Source organism: Hungatella hathewayi WAL-18680 (assembly GCF_000235505.1).
In the GTDB taxonomy this organism is placed as follows: domain Bacteria; phylum Bacillota; class Clostridia; order Lachnospirales; family Lachnospiraceae; genus Hungatella_A; species Hungatella_A hathewayi_A.
On sequence record NZ_JH379027.1, the window covers coordinates 1,453,969 to 1,475,466 of the forward strand.

General features: G+C 52.9%; 18 protein-coding genes. 16 read left to right on the forward strand and 2 right to left on the reverse strand.

The window, feature by feature from the left end:
• Nucleotides 1–54 precede the first annotated feature (54 nt).
• From HMPREF9473_RS06575 to HMPREF9473_RS06635, 13 genes are all read left to right on the forward strand, one after another.
• Nucleotides 55–1,815 (forward strand): sensor histidine kinase, encoded by a 1,761-nt coding sequence (locus HMPREF9473_RS06575; protein WP_006779291.1) that lies wholly within the window; start codon nucleotides 55–57, stop codon nucleotides 1,813–1,815.
• Entirely contained in the window at nucleotides 1,790–3,376 is a 1,587-nt protein-coding gene (locus HMPREF9473_RS06580) for a response regulator (RefSeq protein ID WP_006779292.1), read from the forward strand. The genes HMPREF9473_RS06575 and HMPREF9473_RS06580 overlap by 26 nt, the downstream gene beginning before the upstream one ends.
• A 229-nt stretch (nucleotides 3,377–3,605) precedes the next feature.
• Nucleotides 3,606–5,003, forward strand: coding sequence for an ABC transporter substrate-binding protein (locus tag HMPREF9473_RS06585; protein ID WP_006779293.1), 1,398 nt, complete (start codon nucleotides 3,606–3,608; stop codon nucleotides 5,001–5,003).
• A 19-nt stretch (nucleotides 5,004–5,022) separates the two neighbouring features.
• Complete coding sequence (locus HMPREF9473_RS06590; RefSeq protein ID WP_006779294.1) at nucleotides 5,023–5,940, forward strand: carbohydrate ABC transporter permease; 918 nt, start codon at nucleotides 5,023–5,025, stop codon at nucleotides 5,938–5,940.
• Entirely contained in the window at nucleotides 5,937–6,773 is an 837-nt protein-coding gene (locus HMPREF9473_RS06595; protein ID WP_006779295.1) for a carbohydrate ABC transporter permease, read from the forward strand. The genes HMPREF9473_RS06590 and HMPREF9473_RS06595 overlap by 4 nt, the downstream gene beginning before the upstream one ends.
• Nucleotides 6,774–6,798: 25 nt before the next feature.
• Nucleotides 6,799–7,647, forward strand: a complete 849-nt coding sequence (locus HMPREF9473_RS06600; RefSeq protein WP_006779296.1) for a hypothetical protein — start codon at nucleotides 6,799–6,801, stop codon at nucleotides 7,645–7,647.
• A 3-nt stretch (nucleotides 7,648–7,650) separates the two neighbouring features.
• On the forward strand, nucleotides 7,651–8,679 hold the full coding sequence (locus tag HMPREF9473_RS06605; protein ID WP_006779297.1) for an FAD:protein FMN transferase: 1,029 nt from the start codon (nucleotides 7,651–7,653) through the stop codon (nucleotides 8,677–8,679).
• A 44-nt stretch (nucleotides 8,680–8,723) separates the two neighbouring features.
• Nucleotides 8,724–9,674, forward strand: a complete 951-nt coding sequence (locus HMPREF9473_RS06610; protein WP_006779298.1) for a hypothetical protein — start codon at nucleotides 8,724–8,726, stop codon at nucleotides 9,672–9,674.
• Nucleotides 9,671–10,402, forward strand: coding sequence for a hypothetical protein (locus HMPREF9473_RS06615; RefSeq protein ID WP_006779299.1), 732 nt, complete (start codon nucleotides 9,671–9,673; stop codon nucleotides 10,400–10,402). The genes HMPREF9473_RS06610 and HMPREF9473_RS06615 overlap by 4 nt, the downstream gene beginning before the upstream one ends.
• A gap of 35 nt (nucleotides 10,403–10,437) precedes the next feature.
• The gene (locus HMPREF9473_RS06620) at nucleotides 10,438–11,367 is read left to right on the forward strand and encodes a HisA/HisF-related TIM barrel protein (RefSeq protein ID WP_006779300.1); all 930 of its coding nucleotides are present in this window, start codon (nucleotides 10,438–10,440) and stop codon (nucleotides 11,365–11,367) included.
• Between the two features lie 239 nt (nucleotides 11,368–11,606).
• A complete protein-coding gene (locus HMPREF9473_RS06625) occupies nucleotides 11,607–12,518 on the forward strand; it encodes a helix-turn-helix transcriptional regulator (RefSeq protein WP_034858881.1) in 912 nt (303 codons plus the stop codon).
• Nucleotides 12,519–12,643: 125 nt separating this feature from the next.
• Nucleotides 12,644–13,291, forward strand: a complete 648-nt coding sequence (locus HMPREF9473_RS06630; protein WP_006779302.1) for a GyrI-like domain-containing protein — start codon at nucleotides 12,644–12,646, stop codon at nucleotides 13,289–13,291.
• A gap of 102 nt (nucleotides 13,292–13,393) precedes the next feature.
• Nucleotides 13,394–14,800: an MATE family efflux transporter gene (locus HMPREF9473_RS06635; RefSeq protein WP_006779303.1), complete on the forward strand. Its 1,407-nt coding sequence runs from the start codon at nucleotides 13,394–13,396 to the stop codon at nucleotides 14,798–14,800.
• A 3-nt stretch (nucleotides 14,801–14,803) separates the two neighbouring features.
• Here the strand turns inward: HMPREF9473_RS06635 and HMPREF9473_RS06640 are convergent, their stop codons facing one another.
• Nucleotides 14,804–15,370, reverse strand: coding sequence for a GNAT family N-acetyltransferase (locus HMPREF9473_RS06640; RefSeq protein WP_006779304.1), 567 nt, complete (start codon nucleotides 15,368–15,370; stop codon nucleotides 14,804–14,806).
• Between the two features lie 18 nt (nucleotides 15,371–15,388).
• Nucleotides 15,389–16,867, reverse strand: coding sequence for a DUF1846 domain-containing protein (locus tag HMPREF9473_RS06645; RefSeq protein ID WP_006779305.1), 1,479 nt, complete (start codon nucleotides 16,865–16,867; stop codon nucleotides 15,389–15,391).
• Between the two features lie 241 nt (nucleotides 16,868–17,108).
• Here HMPREF9473_RS06645 and HMPREF9473_RS06650 point away from each other — a divergent pair, with 241 nt between their 5' ends.
• The 3 genes from HMPREF9473_RS06650 to HMPREF9473_RS06660 all read left to right on the forward strand — a co-directional run bounded on the left by HMPREF9473_RS06650 (nucleotide 17,109) and on the right by HMPREF9473_RS06660 (nucleotide 21,492).
• Nucleotides 17,109–17,816 (forward strand): ABC transporter ATP-binding protein, encoded by a 708-nt coding sequence (locus tag HMPREF9473_RS06650; protein WP_006779306.1) that lies wholly within the window; start codon nucleotides 17,109–17,111, stop codon nucleotides 17,814–17,816.
• An 89-nt stretch (nucleotides 17,817–17,905) separates the two neighbouring features.
• Entirely contained in the window at nucleotides 17,906–20,257 is a 2,352-nt protein-coding gene (locus HMPREF9473_RS06655) for an ABC transporter permease (RefSeq protein WP_006779307.1), read from the forward strand.
• Nucleotides 20,257–21,492, forward strand: coding sequence for an efflux RND transporter periplasmic adaptor subunit (locus HMPREF9473_RS06660; RefSeq protein ID WP_006779308.1), 1,236 nt, complete (start codon nucleotides 20,257–20,259; stop codon nucleotides 21,490–21,492). The genes HMPREF9473_RS06655 and HMPREF9473_RS06660 overlap by 1 nt, the downstream gene beginning before the upstream one ends.
• The last annotated feature ends 6 nt before the right edge of the window (nucleotides 21,493–21,498 follow it).

Sequence of the window (21,498 nt, forward strand, 5' to 3'; positions counted from 1 at the left end):
ATAATAAAATTATTTTAATGGTTGACAGAAATTATTTGGAAAGGCAGGAGAATCGTGGCAAAATACAGTTTACAGAAACAAATATTTGGACTATCCCTGTTCTTCATGTTAATCCCGCTGGTGCTGTTTTCCGCATTTAACATCTCCACCTCCATCAGGAAGGTGGAGGAAAATTACAGAAGCAGCCTGATTTTTGGAATGAAAAAAATAGGGTCGGTCATGGAGATGGTATACGAGGACGTGGACCAGGTCTCCCTCTTTGCGCTGGTGGACCCGAAGATCAATCATTTCCTGAAGGAGCAGTTTCGGGGGGAGACGGCATACGAGACTTCTGTCGAGATGGGGGCGGTTTACAACAGCCTGAATTATCTGAGCAACACCAATAAATACATACAGTCCATCCAGATTGAGGGCATCAATGGCCAAAGTCTGTCCAATGGATTCTTCCCCAAAAGCATTACGGCACAAGACTGGGAGAGAGCCGAGAAGCTGCGGGGACAGGCCCTCTGGGATGTGGACGAGGACGTGGTCACGGCATCAGCAAAGAAAGAGCGGTATATATACCAAAGCCGTCTGCTGAGGGACTACGAGAATACCACCAGGACGGCCGGGATTATCAAAATCTATCTGAATACGGATGCCTTCCAGGAGTTATTTACCAACGAGGAAACCGACTATACCAGCTATTTTATCGTGGATGACAGCGGCAAGGTCCAGTACGCCTCCATCCAGCCCAACGGACCGGCGATCCTGGAGGAGCCGATTCCCTACGAGCAGCTCTATGCCCACCGGAACGGTGCCTTCACCGTACAGCGGGACAATCTCAAACTGTACGCGGCTCCCCATGTGATTCACGAAAACGGTTGGATGGTGTACAGTCTGTCAATCCCCGTTGACATTCAGACTCAGACCAGGGACAGTCTGATTCAGCTGCTGGTGCTTGCCGCCCTCTGTTTTCTGCTGTGTATTGTCATTGCGTCCATCATTTCCAGAAGAATGTGCCGTCCGCTGGAGGAAATCATCGGCAACATGAAATCGCTGGAAGGGGAGCAGTTCTCCACGAGAGCGGAGGTGCGGGGCAATGATGAAATCAGTCTGCTGGCCAGGCAGTTCAACCGGATGGCGCAGAAGATTCAGTCCCTGATTGAGGAAGTCTATCTGGTGAATATACGAAAAAAGGAACTGGAGCTGCGGGCGCTGCAGGCTCAGGTCAACCCCCATTTCCTATACAATACGCTGGACATGATATACTGGACGGCCAAGGTGGAACATGCCCCGGAGACCAGCGACATGATCGAGTCCCTCTCCAATTTCTTCCGCCAGGCCCTTTCCGGGGAGGACGGATTCACGACCATTGGGAATGAAATAGAGCATTTAAGATATTATGTGGTACTTCGCCAGCAGAGCAAAAAGCCCTTCGACTTTGATTTAAATGTGGAGGATTCCCTGCTTGGCTGCCGCGTCATCAAATCCGTGCTGCAGCCGCTGGTGGAAAATGCCATAATACATGGGATAAGAGATATTGATGACGGGAAAATCCAGGTGGATATCTTCACGGAGGGTGACAACATTGTCTATACCATCGTGGATAATGGCCAGGGAATCGACGTTTCGGACATCGACGCGCTGTTAAACCGGACGGAGGAAAATCACCGTGGGTTTGGAATCAAGAATATCAACGACAGGATTCAACTGATGTATGGAAGTGAGTATGGGATTCATTTTGAAAATGTCGCCGGTGGTGGGACAAAGGTTTTGGTGATACAACCGCGAAGGGGGAGTGTACTGCATGTTGAAGCTGATGATTGTGGATGACGAGGCGAATATAAGGAAAGGTCTGCGGGAGTATATCTCCTGGGATGCCTGGGGAATCGAACTGGCCGCGGAGGCGGAAAATGCGGAAGCGGCCCTGCGCATCGCCGCCCAGGTGCGTCCGGACATTCTGCTGACAGATATCCGGATGGGAAATATGGATGGCATTGAACTGACCCGCCGGTTGAAGGAAATGCTGCCGGATTTGCATGTGATTCTGCTCAGTGGATACAGTGACATCCAGTATCTGCAGGCCGCATTGAAGATGAAGGTCAATGAGTATCTGCTAAAGCCGGCCGGGGCCGACAAGATTATTGAGGCGGTGCTGAAGGTAAAGAAGGAAATTCTGGACGAGCGGGAGAAATGGCAGGAAAACTTAAAAAAAGAAGCATTTTTCGACGAGAATATCACCATTGTCCAGCTGCATTTTATTGATGAAATTAGAAAGGGCGCCATCGTCGATGCCAATGCCATACGCAATAAAGCACAGCTTTTAAAGATTCCCATGGAGGGGCCGGTCTATCAGATTATGCTGGCGGACGTCAGGAGAGATGTGGTGGAGGACGGCTTTAAATCCGGTCAGGAGCTGGACATGAATTTCTGGCAGTTTGTGCAGAAGACCAACCAGATTGTCCGGCAGTTTGAGGGAACCTTCTGGTGTGAGACGGGGGAGGAGCTGATTCTGTTTCTGGTGAACGGGGAAGAGGAGGAGGCGCTGGGGAGCGTGTGCGCCAGTCTTGCCAAAGCCCTGGTTGACAGCCTGCCGGACAAGCAGCAGATGTATATCGGGATTGGAAATGCGGTGGAATCGCCGGTTGATTTGTGGAAATCCTATGACTATGCCAAGAGCGCCCTGATGTGCTCGGTGTGGAATCCCAAGCAGTACATTCTGACGGAGCGTTTTCCGGCCATAAGCGCTGGGGAGATTCAGAACTGCCGCGGGAAGGAGAGCGGGATTATCGCAGAACTGGGGCTTAAGAAATATGAGGATGCGTATGTCAATCTCTGCGAGCTGTTTGATTACTACGAAGAAATCCATATGGATTTTGGGGAGATGAAAAAATTCTGCTATCAGGTATGGTATTTCGCCATGCATCTGTCCCCGGAGGGGGAGGTGTCGGAGGAGCCGGTCTTTGATGAGTTCCGGGATTTTGAGGAGTTAAAGAAATGGATGCTCCAATTCTGGCAGCGCCGTTTCCGGGGAAATGATATGGCCGCCATGCAGTATTCGGAGCTGACGAGGAAAACGCTCCGCTACATTCAGGCCCATTATCAGGAGGATATCACCCTCCAGTCACTCTCTAAAATTGTGTTTGCCTCGCCTAACTATCTGGGGAAGGTGTTCTTTACGGATGTAGGCTGCAGGATGAATGACTGGCTGAACCGCTACCGGGTGGAGCGGGCGAAGGAACTGCTGGCCGGCACGGATAAAAAGACCTACGAAATCGCGGAGGAGGTCGGGTTCAGTGGATACAAATTCTTTTCAGTCTGCTTTCTGCGGTATGAGGGATGCAGCGCCAGGGATTATAGAAATAAATGCAAGGAAGCGAAGCTGTCAGATTGATCTGGCAGCTTTTCGTACAATTGGGTTTGTCATTGTTGATTAAAAAGATAAAGTGTTGAAAAAATGGATAATTGGGAAATGTATGGGGAAGCAACTGTGGTCAAACGGATATTTACAAGATATTTTCAGCGGAGCAGGCTGTTTTTATGAAATGACAGCTGGGGTAAAATAAAAACATGAAAGTTGGAAACGGGTAACAGGGAGACGACATCTAAAGAAGGAGGAAACAATGAAAAAGTTTGTAAGACAGATGGTTTCAGTGGGAATGGGAGCAATCATTCTGGGGCTGACGGCGTGTAGCGGCGGGGGAACACAGGCGCCGGCACAGACACAGAAGGAGTCGGTAACGGATGACAAGACCGCAAAGGGTGAAAAGACCGGGAACAGCGAAAAACCGGAGCTGGTATTCTGGGAGCTGCCCTACGGGCCGGCGGATACCTACGGACCGGCGCTTCAGAAGATTCTGGACAAATATAATTCGGAGGACCACAGCGCGACAGTCCGGCTTCAGATGCTCAGCTGGAGCGGGTTTATGGAGCAGTATCAGACCTCCATCGCTGCCGGTTCGCCGCCGGACATTACATCGTCCATCTCATACAGAATCGCAAACTGGGCGGAAGCCGGGGAGGTTCTGGACGTGACGGATATTGTGGAAAAATGGAAACAGGACGGGGACGAGATTCTGGATGATTTTCTTCCCGGAACCCTGGAAATCGGCATGAATGACGGGAAATACTATGCATTTCCGTACGTGACCAATGCGACCACGGTCTATTACCGGACTGACATTCTGGAGGACGAGCTGGGTTTTAAGGACCTTGACAAGCCGGTCTCCTGGGAGCAGCTGTTTGAAATGTGTGAGGCGGTAAAAGAGAAATATAACGGGGAAGTGATTCCATTTTCCTTCTGCACCCTGGACCAGAACAGCAGCAACGCGATGATAAACGTGCTGTTTTCCAACGGCACCAGCTGGGTGGACAGCGAAGGGAAACAGGGGGCGTTAGATGACCCTAAAGCCCTGGAGAGCATGGAATTCTTCCGGAAAATGAAGGACAACGGATATTTCCCGGATGGCATGGTGACATACAACCAGGCGGATTTGGAGAAATTGTACCAGTCCGGTAAAGTGGCAATGGTGTGGAACGCCCCGGCTTCCCATGTGGCAGCCGACAAAGAGCTGGTGGCAAAGACGAAGATGATGGGGCCGGTTTACGGACCAAGTGCGGATAAGCCGCGTTACGTGATGCGCACCGGCGGCGTGATGGGATTTGCCCAGACGAAATATCCGGAGGAGACAAAGGAATTTTTGGAGTGGTTTGTAAAGAACAATCTGGGGATTTTTACGGAAGGACACGGAGGTCTGCTTCCTCTGCGCAAGAGCTTCCTGGAAGACCCATTTTTCCAGAGTGACTGGGAGATGAGCGAGTATTCCAAATACAGTGATTACTACGAGGATATCACATGGCCGGCTCCGTTCAGTCCGGCGGCCGCGGACAGGATTCTGATGGAAAATATTATCGGACAGCCGGAGGAGGCCCTGTTAATGGGTTCGACAGACCAGGCAGGGGATTTGGAAAAAGCTCAGGAGGCGTTAAACAAGATTTTTGACGAGTATAACGGCAATTGAGATGAATGGAGAATAATCAATGAGCAAACGTGTAAGAAACGGTAACAAAAAGAAAGATAGTTTTGGGTATCAGCTGTTATTACCGTCTGCCGTGCTGTTTCTGCTGATTAGCGTTTACCCGCTAATCAGCGGAATCTGCATGAGCTTTACGAATAAGAGTCTTATGAGGTCCGGCCAGACGAAATTTGTGTTTCTGGAAAATTACATAAAACTGTTTCAGGATAAGGAATTCCTGGGCAGCCTGGCATTTACGCTGATTTACACAACTCTGGTTGTTTTCATTTCTTATGCAGCGGGTCTCATCCTGGCGCTGGCATTGAACCGGGATATGAGGGGGAGGGCGATATTTCGTACAATCTTTCTGCTGCCCTGGGTCATTCCTTCGGTGGTCGCCATGACAAACTGGTCCTGGCTGTTGAATGACCAGTTCGGATTTATCAATCTGTTTCTGCAAAAACTGCATCTCATCGAGAAACCGATTCTGTTTTTGGCGGATTATAAATATATCCGGCCTACGGTTATTCTCGTGTCGGTTTGGAAAAGCATGCCGTTTATGATGATTTCCCTGCTGGCAGGTCTCCAGAGTGTGCCGAAGGAGCTTTATGAGGCGGCCAGTATGGACGGGGCCGGTTTTTTTGCAAGGTTGAGGACCATCACATTGCCGTTGATATGGCCGGTTTCTTTTATCTCGGTGACTCTTAACTTTATCTGGACGATCAATAATTTTGAGAATATATGGCTTCTGACCGGCGGCGGTCCCAATGGACATACGTTTACGCTGCCAATCTATTCGTATTATACGGCATTTTACCGGCAGAATCTTGCCTACGCGGCAACTATTGCCACAACGCTGATCATCTGTATGCTGCTGGTGGGCGGTGTCTATTTCTTCATAAAACAGAGAGGTATGTCCGGGGAAGGGGGAGTGGAATCATGAGTCTCAGAGGAAGAAAGAAAAAAATGATTGATTTGGCGGTCTATGTGGCTCTGACGATATTTGCACTGCTGTACAGCCTTCCCTTTATCAGCATGATTGGAACGGCCCTGAAGGGGGACACGGAGGCGCTTTCCAACAGCGATCTGTTTCCCAAGAAGGTGGTGTGGGATTCCTTTCGGAAGGTGCTGGAGGGGCGGTTTATTCTGACAACCGTCAACAGTATGAAAATCAGTCTGATTGTGGCGCTGCTCTGTGTGATTCTGGCATGTCTGGCGGGTTATTCGCTTTCCCGGTTTAAGGGGAGACTGTTTAAACTGTACGGCAGCGGGGTAATGGTGCTTCAGATGTTTCCCATGATGCTTATGCTGATTCCACTGTTTTTAATCTACAAGAATCTTCATCTGATTGACACCCATCTGTCCCTCATACTCAGCTATACCTGTCTGAATCTGCCGTTTTCGGTTCTGCTGATGAGAGGATTTTTCGACACGGTTCCCTATGAGCTGGAGGAATCGGCGTATATGGATGGCGGAAGTAAGTTTGACACGCTGGTCCGCATCGTGATTCCCATCTCGCTTCCGGGGATTGCGACGGCAGGGATCTTTACGTTTTTAAATGTCTGGAACGAGTATACATTTGCCAACACCTTTGTGAAAAATCCGGAGCTGGTGACTCTGACCGTGGGGCTTCAGGACTATCTGTCCCAGAACTCCAATTCCTGGGGGCAGATGATGGCCGCGTCGACGATTGGCATTGTTCCGTCGATTCTGTTTCTGCTTTTTGCGCAGAAATATCTGATACAGGGAATGACGGCCGGAGCGGTGAAGGGATGATTGTGACTGGAAAAAGGAGAAGAGCATGAGAGAGAAAACAGTGTCCATTTTAAATTCCCTTGGCTGGAGTGTCCAGCCTAAGCTGGGGCTGGTTAAGGGAGATTACTACCGGGAGGAAGACTGGTTTACGCCTCATCCGGGTGGGCCGAAGGATTTCTATGGGGTGTTGGAAGCTGTCAGCAATGGGGGAAAACTGCAGATGGTGGAATTTAACGAGTTTAATGCCCCTACTTATTACATACGCAAGTATCAGAATGCAAGCAAGCGTTATTCTGACTACGGATTTCTTCAGGCATCCAGGGAGAGAACGGCTTCCACCCGTGTGGTGCTGGTCAATGGGATGACCTATGTGGAGGAGCAGATGATGAGGGAGAACCGGCTGGACGGGGAGTTTGACCTGCTTACGGGGGCTTCCAACAGTATCCGGGAATCCATGCTGGTATTGGCGGAAAGAATCAGTGGGCGCCTTGAAAAACCTTCGGGACAGTATTATTACGGGTATGCGCAGGAGGTGGAGCCGGGAATCACCGGGAGACTTCAGGTGGTTATGGAACAGGGGCGTATCGTGTCCTGTTTCTATGATGAGATATTTGCGGACCAGCCGGAGGATATCGGGGATGCGGAGTTGAAGGCCTATTACAGACAGTCCAAATATTATTCGCTGGATTATGTGTCCGATTATCCCTGCGGTTTCAACGCGTTGTTTGATATGTGGAGAGAACATGTGCTGGAGGGGCAGAATCTGCTGGATTTGGCTGGTTTGAGGTTCTCGGAGGGAGAGTTTTTTGAGCGTGCGTGGGGGAACTATCTGAAGGTGGCTGATGTGGTGTGGCAGGAGCTTTTGAAGGATGGGGCGATAAAGGAACGGAGCTGAGAGATGAGAGACGAGCCGGCAAACAGGACATTCTTTTTGTATAATACGGTCTGCTCCATCACGATTTATGATGGCGGGGCAGAGGCGGGTGAGATTCTGGATGGGGCGCAGGAGATGGCGTTTCAGATTCGGAGAATGCTGGACTTTTATGATGAGGAATCGGAGCTTGGCAGACTGAATAGGGGACATGTGACGGGAGTTCCCTATGAGGTTTCGGAGGAGCTGTGCCGGTTTCTGGCGGAACTTTTAGAGTTTTCCAAGCTGAGTGAGGGATGCTTTGACCCGACGGTGGGGCCGGTGGTCCGGCTTTGGAATATTACGGCGCGAAGTCCGAAGAAGCCTTTGAAGGAGGAGATTGAGAGAGTCAGAAGCAGAACCGGGGCGGAATATGTGAGCTGTGATACCCGGAAAAGGACCGTGACCTTTGAGCGGGATGGAATGGTGGTGGATGCCGGGGGCGCCGGAAAGGGGTATGCGGTGGGCCGGGTGGCGGAATATTTGAAGAGCCGGGGAGTGAGGTCCGCAAGTGTGAATTTTGGAGGGAATCTGTATCTGATAGGGCCGAAGCGTTCGGCGGAAGGCCAGACGGCTGGCGGAGAAACTAGCACGGAAGGCGGCGTGGTTAAAGTCGGTTCGGCAGATATGGTGGAAGCCCCATGGAAAATCGGAATCCGGGCGCCCTGGAGCCGGGAGATGAAGAGTATTGGGACGATGGAGCTTCAGGACTGCGGCACGGCAACCTCCGGCGGCTACGACCGGTATTTTTCCGAGGATGAGAAAATCTACCACCACCTGCTGGACCCGCGAACCGGGTATCCGGCGGACAATACGCTGGACAGTGTGACCATCGTGTCGGACAATGCGCTGTACACGGATTTGCTCTCCACGGCGTGTTTTGTGGCGGGGGAGGATGCAGTGGACAGAATCTGCAAAAGAGTGGGTGGCCGTGTCGATTACGTCTTGGTGAAAAAGGACGGTACCATCACGGTATCCGACGGCCTGCACACCCATTTTAAACGGAATGACAGTTAAAGAAGAGAGATAAAGAAGAGAGATAAAGAAGGGAAAGGGATATCATGGAGAAAAATCAGACAATGCCATGGAATGAGCGGCAGGAGGTCCAATGGCTTCAGTATACGGTTCAGCCGCCGTTAGGATTACTAAAGGGAAATTATTACCATGCCCAGAGAAGATTCGGGGAAAGCGAATGGTCAAAGGGACATTTAGGAGAACTGATGGTGGTCACCGATGATGAGCAGCGTATTGTATACACGGAGTTTAACGAGACCACAATGGAGGGCTACTACAACCGATACTTTGAGGATGTAAGCAAACGCCGCTCCGACTACGGGATTTGGCAGGCATCCGTACAGAGGCAGGCGGACGCCGGGGTCGTGCTGGTGGACGGAATGCTTCATGTGGAGCAGCAGATATTGGAGAGACAGTCCCTGGAGGGAGAGTTTGACTTACTGACCGGGGCTTCCAACAGCATGCGTGGACTTCTTCCCCTTGCTAAAGAGCTGGCGGAGGAAATCAAGACTCCATCCACGAAGCGGTATTACAGCGCCGCGGAGGACTTTGGATATGGAATCACGGGCTGGCTTCAGGTGGTTATGGAGGGGGAGCGGATTCTCTCCTGTTTTTATGACGAAGTGTTTGCGGACTCCCAGGATGATATCAACTATCCGGAGTTAAAACGCTATTACCGCCAGTCCAAATACTATTCGCCCTGTTTTGAGGAGCCGGAGATTCCGGGGTGGAAGAGCCACGGATTCTTTATCGGCTTTCATAAGCTGATGGATATCCTGAATGAGCGGGTGGTGGCAAGCCAGGATTTGATGGCGATTGACGGTCTGAAGCATGTGGATGGCTACCATGCGGGGCCAATCTGGGACAGACATTCGCTGGAGGACCGTCCCTTTACCATGGAAAAAACCAATCTTCGCTATCCTGTCTGGGATAATTACTTAAAGCTGGCAGAGATGGTCAAAAAAGAGATTGAGGCAGATAAGGAGGAGCGGAAATGAAGGATTTTGTAACAGAGAGCCGGATTTTGAGCCGGGCGGATGTGGTGCTTCCCGGAGGAAGAAAGGGCCGGGAGTTTGAAATCGCGGGAGGAGAAAATTTTGAGCCGGGACAGTACCTGATGATCCGCTCAAAAAGCCGGGAGGTGGACTGGCCGTACCCCTATTTTATCCACCGCAGGACCCCGGAGGGACTTGTGGTTCTGGCAAGGGAAGACCAGGAACTGTATCACCGCATTCCAAACGATGCCGTCCAGTACTGGGGGCCGAGAGGGACTTCACCGGTAGAGAAGGATGCGGGGGTGGTCCTGGTTACGGAGCCTGCTGTCTATTTCGCGGTCTATCCATTCCTCTGCGAGAAGGCTTTTACAAAGCTGGTTCTGGTGGGGACAGAAGCGGTGAAACTGCCGGAGGATATGGGCAGTGTGGAATTATGCCGTGATATCCAGGAGGCCGCGGCGCTTCTGGGAAAAGAAGAAGGCCGTATAATCGCCTCTTTCAACCCGGAGAATGCCAGAAAGCTGGCGGAGTGCGTGACGAACGAGAGAAAACAGAATACCTATCTCTATGTCAGTAATAAGAAGGCATGCGGGATGGACGGCTGCAAGGGCTGTTATCTCCACGCCGGCGATAAGAAATTTGGAATCAACGTGTGCTGCGAGGGGCCGTTTATGCCGCTGTCCGTCATTGATTTTGAGGCGGATGGGAAATGTTTTGAAGCATTTTTATAAGTTGGAATGATGAATGAGACAGGAGGATTGGTTGAATGAATTTACAAGTGACGCTTCCGACATCGCAGGGGGATTTGGTATTGAAAAATCCCATTATGTCCGCGGCCGGAACCTTTGGGTATGCGATTGAATATGAAAAAATAATGAATCTTAGCCGTCTTGGAGCGATTGTTCCAAATTCCATGGCTCTCACGGATGGACAGCCCAGCACCGCCAAGCGGTTTTATCAGTCAGATTACGGCTTTATCAGCTCTTTTGGGGCCAATAATCTCTCTTACAAAACCTTTATCCATGATATTCTGCCGCGTCTGCCTTACGAGACGACACCGGTGTTTATTGACATCAAGGCGTATGATATGGAGGAACTGTGCGAGTTTGTGTCCATCCTCTCCGAGGTTCCGGAGCTGGCCGGTATGGAGATTAACTTGAACTGCCCTTACGGGAATTTTGCGGTTCCGTCTTACTGGAAGGACGAGGAGAAGCTGCGGGAAATGATACGGAGAGTAAAAGCCGCCGCCGGAAACAAGATTTTATGGTTTAAGGCGCCTACCGCAGAATATCCGGTGCAGCAGGTGGTAGCGGCGGTGCAGGAGAACGGCGGGGATGCATTTGTCAGCTTCAATGCCATCGGCGGTTATTCCGTGGATATTGAAACCAGGAAATTCCGCTGTGGAAGCGGGGGTGGCGGCGGATACTCCGGCCCCGGAGTGAAGCCCTATGCCATGATGTGCGCCCACAACAGCAGCAAAGCGGCGAAAATACCGGTGATTGGCGGAGGCGGCATTGTCTGCGCCAGAGATGTGCTGGAGTATATCATGGCAGGAGCCCACGCGGTCCAGATTGGCTCCGCGAATCTGATGCGGCCTGACTTTATGGAGCGGCTGATTGAGGAACTTGAGGAGCTGATGGATAAGATGAACATAGAATCCCTGGATGAAATCAGGGGCTGTGCGGAATATGTGTAAGAATGATTGAATGAAAAGTAAGAGTTTAAAGTAGAATTTAAAGAAAGAATTTGAGAAAGAATCCATGGAGAGAAGTTTGTATCCCTGGATTCTTTTACTTTTTGAAAGTTTTGCGGTTACGACCATAAAAACTATTGTGCAATCATAGGAAATACGGCATAATGAAACTAATGATTTGGATATGCCGGAGCATGAGCGCATGGGGCGGCCCGGGCATTGGACGGAGAGTGGAGTACATCATGAAAATAGACAGACTGATAGGAATTTTATCCATCCTGCTTCAGCAGGAGAAGGTGACGGCGCCTTACCTGGCGGAGAAGTTTGAGGTGTCCAGGAGGACGATTAACCGGGATATTGAGGATATATGCAAGGCGGGGATTCCGCTGGTGACGACCCAGGGGCAGAATGGGGGGATTTCCATTATGGAGGGGTACCGGATTGACAGGACGGTGCTGACCTCCTTTGAGATGCAGTCCATTCTGGCCGGGCTTCGGAGTCTGGACAGTGTGTCGGGGACTAACCGGTACCAGCAGATGATGGACAAGCTGTCGGCGGGCAGCAGCTCGGTGCTGGCCTCCAACGCCCATATCGTGATTGATTTATCCTCCTGGTACCGGACGTCGCTGCCGCCGAAAATTGAGCTGCTACAGGATGCGATTGAGAGACATGAGCTGGTGGCGTTTGATTATTACGCGCCGGGCGGGGAGAGCCGGAGGGTGCTGGAACCCTATCTTTTGACCTTTCAGTGGACGTCCTGGTATGTGTGGGGATATTGCAGGACCAGGGAGGACTACCGGCTGTTTAAGCTGAACCGGATGCTGGAGCTTCTGGGAACCGGGGAGGAATTTGAGCCAAGGGAGGACCGTCATTTTGAGATGGATGTGGAGAAGGTGTTTGACAACCAGTTCCCCATCCGGGTGCTGTTTCCGGTGGAGTATAAGTGGAGGCTGATTGAGGAGTTTGGGGAGGAATGCTTCCGGCAGACGGAGGATGGAAAATGGCTGCTGTTTGAGGGGAAATTCGCGGACGAGGAGTCGGTTATCAGCTGGGTGCTGCAGTTCGGGGGAAAGGCGGAGCTGTTGGAGCCGGCGGGTCTGCGGGAGAGGATTGCAGGCGTTGCGAAAACAATTTTTGAGACGTACCGTGAATGATGACAAATAGATGTCATGTTTGACAGACTATGATAGAGAAAAAGCAGCAGGCAGGATGCGGAAACACTGGGGATTGGAGACGAGATGTCCAGTCCGTGCGGAGCTTGCTGAAGGAGGAGAAGGATATGGCAGGATTGGATTACAAGAAAGAGTATAAGGATTTGTATCAGCCGAAGAATCGCCCGTCGATTATCAATGTTCCAAAGATGACCTTTATTCAGGTGGAGGGCAGGGGAAATCCCAATACCTGTCAGGCTTACAAGGACGCCATGGAGATTTTATACGGTCTGTCCTTTACCATCAAGATGAGCAAGATGAGCGGCAGCCAGCCGGCCGGGTATTTCGAGTACGTGGTGCCGCCGCTGGAGGGCCTGTGGTGGTGCGAGGGGGACGAGATATTTGACGGAATCACAATGACGGACAAGTCAAAGTTCTGCTGGCTCTCTATGATCCGCCAGCCGGAGTTTGTGACGGAGGATGTGTTTGAGTGGGCGAAGGAATCCCTAAAGAAAAAGAAACCCCACGTGGATTTTGCCAGCACCCGCCTGGTGGAGTGGGAGGAAGGGCTGTGTGCCCAGGTGATGCATCTAGGACCCTATGACGATGAGCCGGCGACCATAGCCCTGCTTAATCAGTTTGTGGAGGACAATGGCTACGATACTGACATCACGGACACCCGCCGCCACCATGAAATCTATCTGGGAGACCCGAGAAAGACGGCGCCGGAGCGGCTGAAAACCGTACTGCGCCACCCTGTAAAAAAGCACCAATAAAACAGGAAAAATATAGTGAATCTTCTGCTTGCAAAAACTCCTCAATGCGTGTAAATTATGATGATAGATATTATACGTCTACACACATTGAGGAGTATTATTATGGAAAAGAGAGCAATGCGGGACATGACAAGCGGGTCCCCGATGAAGCTGATTCTGGGCTTCCTGATACCGATGCTGTTCGGTCTTCTGTTTCAGCAGTTTTACAACATGATGGACACCATCATCGTGGGCAAGTACTTAGGTGTCAGCGCGCTGGCATCGGTGGGGTCCACCGGCTCGGTCAACTTTATGATTATCGGGTTCTGCATGGGCGTGTGCAGCGGCTTTGCCATCCCCGTTGCCCAGAAATTCGGGGAGAAGAACGAGTCGGCCATGAGAAAATTCGTGGCCAACAGCGGCTGGCTGGCGGCAGCGTTTGCCGCGGTCATGACGGTGGTGGTGTGTATCTTCTGCCGCCAGATTCTGGTGTGGATGAGAACGCCGGAGGACATTATTGACGGGGCCTACTCCTACATATTCGTGATTTTCATGGGGATTCCGGCCATCTACCTCTACAACCTGCTGTCAGGCATCATCCGCTCCCTGGGGGACAGCACCACGCCGGTTATCTTCCTGCTCATCTCCTCGGTGATGAATATCATCCTGGATTTGTTCACGATTATTGTGCTGAAAATGGGCGTGGCCGGGGCGGCGTGGGCGACAGTGATTTCCCAGGCGGTTTCCGGTATCCTGTGTCTGCTCTATATGAGAAAGAAATTCACCATCCTGAAAATGCAGGGGGAGGAGTGGAAGCCGGACGCCTATGCCATGAGAACGCTCTGCGGCATGGGGATTCCCATGGGACTCCAGTATTCCATCACGGCCATCGGCAGCGTGATCTTGCAGACGGCGGTGAACTCGCTTGGCTCCGTGGCGGTTGCGTCCGTGACGGCAGGCAGCAAAATCAGCATGTTTTTCTGCTGTCCCTTTGACGCCATGGGAGCGACGATGGCGACCTACGGCGGCCAGAATGTGGGCGCGAAAAAGCTGGACCGTGTCCATCAGGGCATGAAATCCTGTATCGCCCTGGGGGCTGCATATTCGGTGCTGGCCCTGGTGGTGCTGTACTTCTTCAGCGACGTGGTGGCGCTGCTGTTTGTAGATGCCGGGGAATTTGAGATTCTTAAAAATACAAGACAGTTCCTGATGACCAACGTGGCATTCTATTTCCCGCTGGCGCTGGTGAATATTGTAAGATTTATGATACAGGGGCTTGGCTATTCCAAGTTCGCCATCATCGCCGGCGTGTGCGAGATGGGCGCCCGCTGCGCGGTGGCCTTCCTGGTTGGCTGGTTCGGCTACAATGCCGTCTGCTTCGCCAATCCGCTGGCGTGGATTGCGGCGGATATCTTCCTGATTCCGGCTTACCTGTATGTGATGAAACGTCTCCGCCGGAAGTTCGGGCAGATAGAAATGCACCCAGTCACAGGCGCCAGTGTGGTGGCGGCTGAAACCGGATGCAGATAAACATTAAAATAGATTCTTAAACACTTCTGAAGTGATGGGAATGACTGGGGCGGGCTCTTTCGGGTGTCCGCCCAGCATTTTCTCCATCCATATCATATCGTACCATATTCCCATCTTATAACCGCATTTTGTAAAATGAGCCACGGTCTTGTAGCCATACTTTTCGTGAAACCGGATGCTCTCCGGGTTGGGGTAGGCGATGCAGGCTTCCAGATTGAGAATGTTCTGCTGCCTCAAAATGTCTTCCAGCGCCTTGTAGAGTCTGGTCCCAACACCGCCGCCCCGGCAGGTCTCGTCCACATAGATGGAGGTCTCCACCGCCCAGTCGTAGGCCGCCCGTGATTTGAAGGGGGAGACGTAGGCGTAGCCCACAATCCTTCCGTCCTGTACCGCCGCCAGATAGGGAAAACGGGTCAGCGTGTGAACAATCCGCTCCCGGAATTCCTCCACCGTGGGCACCACATACTCAAAGGTGATGGCAGTTTTTAACACGTAAGGTTCATATATCGTTAACAGTTCTTCCGCGTCCGCCGGCGTTGCCATGCGGATGTGCAGGTTGTTGTCGTTCATCTGGTATCCTCTTAATCATCAATGATAAATCTTCTTATGCTCGTATATCGGCTCCGAGGTCAGCTCCACGCCCAGCTTCTGAAACATCTTGATATCCACGGAGGACAACATGACGGAGGTGTGGGCCTGACAGCCTGACAGCTTGGACAACTGGTCCAGGGCAATCTGGGCATTTTCGTCCGTGGCCGCGCACATGGACAGGGCAATCAGTATCTCATCGGTGTGAAGCCGTGGATTCTGGCTTCCCAGGTAGTTGACCTTCAGCTTCTGGATGGGCTCGATGGCGGACGGTGCAATCAGATGCACCTCATCCGGGATATTGCCCAGGGCCTTCACCGCATTTAACAGAAGGGCCGCGGAGGGGCCCAGCAGATCGCTGGTCTTGCCGGTCACCAGAGTGCCGTCAGGCAGCTCCATGGCCGCCGCCGGAGAATGGCTTAACTCGGATTTTTCCAGAGCCGCCCTCACTACCTGCCGCAAATCCGTTGTGATGCGGGACTGCTTCATCAGCAGCTCAATCTTGTAAACTTCCTCGCTGGAGCCCTCCCCGGTAGCCAATCGCCCTAACGCGTGGTAATACCGCCGGATAATCTCCTGGTTGGACGCCTCCCGGCACACTTCGTCGTCAATGATGCAGTTGCCGACCATATTGACACCCATGTCCGTCGGCGATTTGTAAGGACATTCCCCGTAAATCCCCTCAAAGATGGCGGTGAGAACCGGGAATATCTCCACGTCCCGGTTGTAGTTGACGGTGGTCTCCCCGTAGGCTTCCAGATGGAAGGGGTCAATCATATTGACATCGTTTAAATCGGCGGTAGCCGCCTCGTAAGCCAGATTGACCGGATGCTTTAAGGGCAGGTTCCAGATGGGAAATGTCTCGAATTTGGCATATCCGGCCTGGATGCCCCGCTTGTTCTCGTGATAGAGCTGGGACAGACACGTGGCCATCTTGCCGCTTCCCGGTCCGGGAGCCGTGACGATGACCAGCGGTTTGGAGGTCTCGATATAGTCGTTTCGCCCAAAGCCCTCCTCGCTGACAATCAGGGAAATGTTGTTGGGATAACCCTCGATGACATAGTGGCGGTACACAGTAATTCCCATGTTCTCCAGCTTGGATTTGAACACATCCGCACTCTGCTGGCCGGAATACTGGGTGATGACCACGCTTCCCACAAAGAGGCCCTTGTCCCGGAAGGACTGTATCAGCCGCAGGACATCCACGTCGTAGGTGATGCCCAAATCGTAGCGGATTTTGTTCTTCTCAATGTCCGCCGCATTGATGGCGATGACAATCTCGGACTGGTCGGCCAGTTGAAGCAGCATCCGCAGCTTGCTGTCCGGTGCGAAACCCGGCAGAACTCTGGATGCGTGGTAATCGTCAAACAGCTTGCCGCCAAATTCCAGATAGAGCTTATCCCCAAACTGATTAATACGTTCCCGGATGTGCTCGGACTGCATGGTTAAATATTTCTGGTTATCAAATCCTGTTTTCATGTGTTGTGACCCCTTATCTGTTGAACTTTCTTTCGTACATCGCGGTGCCCACGGCCGAAACGCCGCACCGCTCATTCTTATCCATATTATCACAGGTGCGGGTAAAATGCATTATAAATAAATGCTTATTGAGAAAAAAATAACGGTAAAATGATAGAAAATTCTCAAATATGATGTAGAATAGAGACAGAAGCCTAATGATTGGGATACGGAACGTGCGCGGGAAAGGAAAAGAGCGGCCATGGGAGAAGTGATACTGAAGGCGGAGCGCTTATCGGTCTGCTATGAGGGGGAGGGCGTGTCTGTCCAGGCGCTTTCGGATGTGTCTTTTGAGATCTATGAGGGAGAGTTTATCGTGGTGCTGGGGCCGTCCGGCTCCGGCAAGAGTACGCTGCTCAATGTGCTTGGCGGCATGGATAAACCGGGCAGCGGGAAGCTGTGGTATAAAAGTCACGAGGTTACTTCCTATAATAAGAATGAACTGTCGGACTACCGCAGGGATGTGGTGGGATTCGTGTTCCAGTTCTTCAATCTGATTCCATCCCTGACGGCCAGGGAAAATGTGGAGCTGGCGGCCAGCATTGTGCGGGAGGCCATGGATTCCGGGGAGGTGCTTGATTTGGTGGGACTCTCCGGGAGGGAGAAGCATTTTCCGGCGCAGATGTCAGGCGGGGAGCAGCAGAGAGTGTCCATCGCGAGGGCGGTGGTGAAGAAACCGGATTTGCTGCTCTGTGACGAGCCAACCGGGGCGCTGGACAGCGTCAACAGTATCGCGGTAGTGAAACTGCTGGTGGACGTAGGGCGAAAGCTTGGCTGCCCGGTGGTGACCATCACCCACAACGCGGAGATGGCGCGAATCGCCGACCGGGTCTTTCACATGAAGGACGGGCGGCTGGAGCGGATTGTGGTGAACGAGAAGCCCTGCGCGGTGGAAGAACTGGAATGGTAGGAACCAGTATTGATATGGAAAATGACAGTGGCAGCAGTGGCGGAATTGTGAGATAAATGACACGGCAGGACTGAGCGAAAGGAAGGAATATGGGCAGGCTTTTGTGGATAAAAATGCTGCGGGATATGAAACGCTCCTGGGCGGCCTATGCAATCTGTATGATTATCGTGGCCATCGGGTTCTGCGGATATTCCGTGCTGGAGTTATGCCAGAAGAATCTGGAGGAGTCGGAGCGGTATTTTTTCCAGGTGACAGACTTCTGTGATGGCTTTGCTACGGTGGAGCGGGCGCCGGAGAGTGTGGGCGCCCTGCTGGAGCGGATTGACGGCGTGGAGCGGGCAGAGGGGCGTCTGGAGAAAAATGTCCGGGTCACGGCCTATGACGATGAGGTGGAACTTCATCTGGTTTCCATCCGGGAGGGAAGCATGAACCAGCCCAAGCTTTCCAGAGGCAGTCTGCCAGCGGAGGGAGAGCGGCAGATGGTCATTGGCGACGCCATTTCCAAGGTCAGGAAGATTCGGCCCGGGGAGGAGCTTCCGGTGATTATCCAGGGAAAACAGGTGATGTTAGAGGTGTCCGGCAGCGGCATTACCCCGGAAAATATATACATGATAAAGGATATGGGAGATTTGTTCCCGGACCCGTCGGCGTATGACGCGGCATTTATGGATTATGACACCATGGCGGGGCTGTTCTCGGAGGCGGGGATGGTCAACAGTTTTCTGTTCCGCCTGTCGCCGGGGGCGTCGTGGGACGATGTGAAGGATGAGATTGAGCGGACTTTGACCCCTTACGGCTGTTATCAGCTGAATGCCAGCGAAGACCAGCTGTCGGTGTCCATGCTGGACGAGGAGATCAAGCAGCTGGGGAAGATGTCGGGCGTGGTGCCGTTTCTCTTTTTGACGGTGGCGGCGGTGATTCTCTACATCACCATGAGCCGTCTGGTGGAGCAGCAGAGAACACAGATTGGGACGCTGCTGGCTATGGGAATCAGTATGAAGAGTATTCAGCTTCATTATATGCTTTACGGGGTGTTTGTGGGGGCCGTGGGTGGATTGGCCGGCGGTCTGCTGGGATATGGTCTGGCGGACCCCATGGCCGGATTTTACCGGATGTATTTTAATCTGCCGGATGTGACGGCGTCCCTCTCGGTGCTGTACTTATGTGGCGGTACGGTGGCGGCGGCTGTGTTCTGCGGCGGCGTGGCCTGGGTGATAGCAGGCAGCTTCGGGGATTTGACTCCGTCGGTGGCCCTGCGGCCCCCGGCTCCCAAGGCGGCCAGACAGTCGGTGCTGGAGCGGATACCGGGATTTGCAGCGCTGTTCACAGTGCCGGGAATGATGGCGGTGCGGAGTCTGTCGAGAAACCGGAAACGGACGGCATTTTCCATTGTGGGGATTTCGTTTGCGTTTATGATTACGGCGACGCTGGTGTCCATGAATAAGATGTTTGACGTGTTTATCTTTGATTACTGGGAGAAGACGCAGAAGCAGGACATCATGGTGCAGTTTAACCGGCCGGTCAGCGTGGATGACGCCATGCTGGCAGTGCGCCATGAGGATATCCAGGCGGCGGAGGGCGTGGTGGATGTGACGGCCACACTCCGGGGACCACAGGGAGAGGTGGACTGCACGATACAGGGGATTTCGCCGGATTCCAGGCTGTGCCGGCTGTTTGATACGGAAGGGCGGCCGGTGAAGGTGGAGGACGAGGGGATTGTGCTGTCGGAGCATATGGCGACGCTGATGGATGTGGGGATAGGCGATACCATCCAAGTGAAGGTGGTGTATCCCAAAGAGCGGCTGAGCCGGGTGGCGGTGACGGCCATTGTGAACCAGTATATGGGCAGCACGGCCTACATGTCCTATCAGGGCGTGGGAAGAATCAGTGAATACCGGAATGTGTACACGTCGGTGCTTCTAAAGGCGCCGGAGCGGGTGCAGCAGGAGATTCTGGAGCGGTTAAATGACGCCACGGCGGTGTCCCTGGTGGAGAGCCGGCAGCAGAGGCTGGACGGCTACCACTCCATGATGGGGAGCATGTCGGGGATTATGGCGTCCATGTCGGCCATGGGAGTTATCATCGGGTGCGTGGTTATTTACGTCAGTTCCCTGATTAGTTTTGAGGAATTGAAGCGGGAGATATCCACGCTGATGGCGCTGGGGCTTCGGGATGTCCAGTGTCTGGAGGTGATCTCGGTGAGCCAGTGGCTGATGTCCATCGGCGGCATGATTCTGGGGATTCCCATGGCCATGGGAGTGAGCCGGTGGATATCCGTGGCCATGGCGTCGGAGCTTTATACCATCCCGGATTTTGTGGATGGAATGTCGCTGCTGCGGGCAGTGGGACTGACCATGATATCCGTGTGGGTCAGCTCCCGGCTGATGCTGCGCAAAATGAGAAAGCTGTCTCCGGTGGAACTGTTGCGGGAGCGGGAGTGATGGGAAAGAGGATAGCTGGAAAGGGCGGAGAGATGAAGAAAAAGTATAAGTATATTCTGGCAGGTGTGGTGGTGGCTGTGTTTGTGGTGGCGGCCGCCGTGGGCATATTAAAACCTATCGCGGTGGAGCTGGAAACGGTGGCGAATGGCAGTCTGGAGACGGAGCTGACGGTTCAGGGGACCCTGACACCCATTCACAGCACGCTCCTCAGCGCCGGCTTTCAGGGCGCGGTGCGGGAAATGCCCCATCAGGCGGGGACCGCATTAAAACAGGGGGAAATGATTCTTCGGATGGGTTATGAGAGCCAGGCGGAGCTGGAACTTTCCAGGGAGCAGTACCGGCAGCAGCTGACTTCAGCGAAGCAGACCTATGAGAACTTATTTGGGGACCATGGTTCCGCACCGGCGGCGCTGGCCGCGGCCCAGAGTGATTATGAACTGGCCAGAAAGAATTATGAGAACGGGCGGGCGCTGGCGGCCGCCGGCAGCATTTCCCAGATCGAGCTGGACGTGCTGGCAAACCAGTACAGCAAGGCGGAGCAGGCGTTCAATCAGGCGTCGGAGACCAACTCGGAGGGGAACCGGAAGTACTATGAGGAGTTGATTGCTTCCTATGAAAAGCAGCTGGAAACGCTGGAGCAGGTGGCAAATCCGGGGGAGATTCTCATGCCCTATGACGGGGTGATATGGGAGCTTTACCCAGCCCAGGGGCAGTATGTGACGGCCAATGAGCCGGTGGCGAAGATCTATCAGCCGGGTGATATGAAGATTCAGGCGTCGCTCTTGACGGAGGACGCGGTGCGGCTGACTCAGGGGCAGACGGTTTTTGTGCGGTACGCGGACGGGACGGTGGCGGAGGCCAAAGTGGAATTTGTGTCCGCGGTGGCGGGACAGACGCTGTCCACCATTGGGATGGAGGAGAATCGGTGCCAGGTGGAATTTAAGCCGGAGAAAGTGCCGGAGCTGGCGGGCGCCGGACATCAGGTGGATGTGACCTGCACGCTGGTGGCGGCGGAGAATGTGCTGTCGGTGCCGTCGTCGGCCATTGTTCCGGTGACAGGGGGCAGCGCGGTCTATGTGAAAAAGGGTGGGAAAGCCCGTCTTGTCCAAGTGGAGACCGGGAAGAAGAGCGGCGGCCGGGTGGAGATTACCGGCGGGCTGTTGGAGCATGATGTGATTGTGGCGGACCCCTATGAGGACCATGTGAAGGATGGGAGCCGGATTACAGGGATGTAAAGGAAG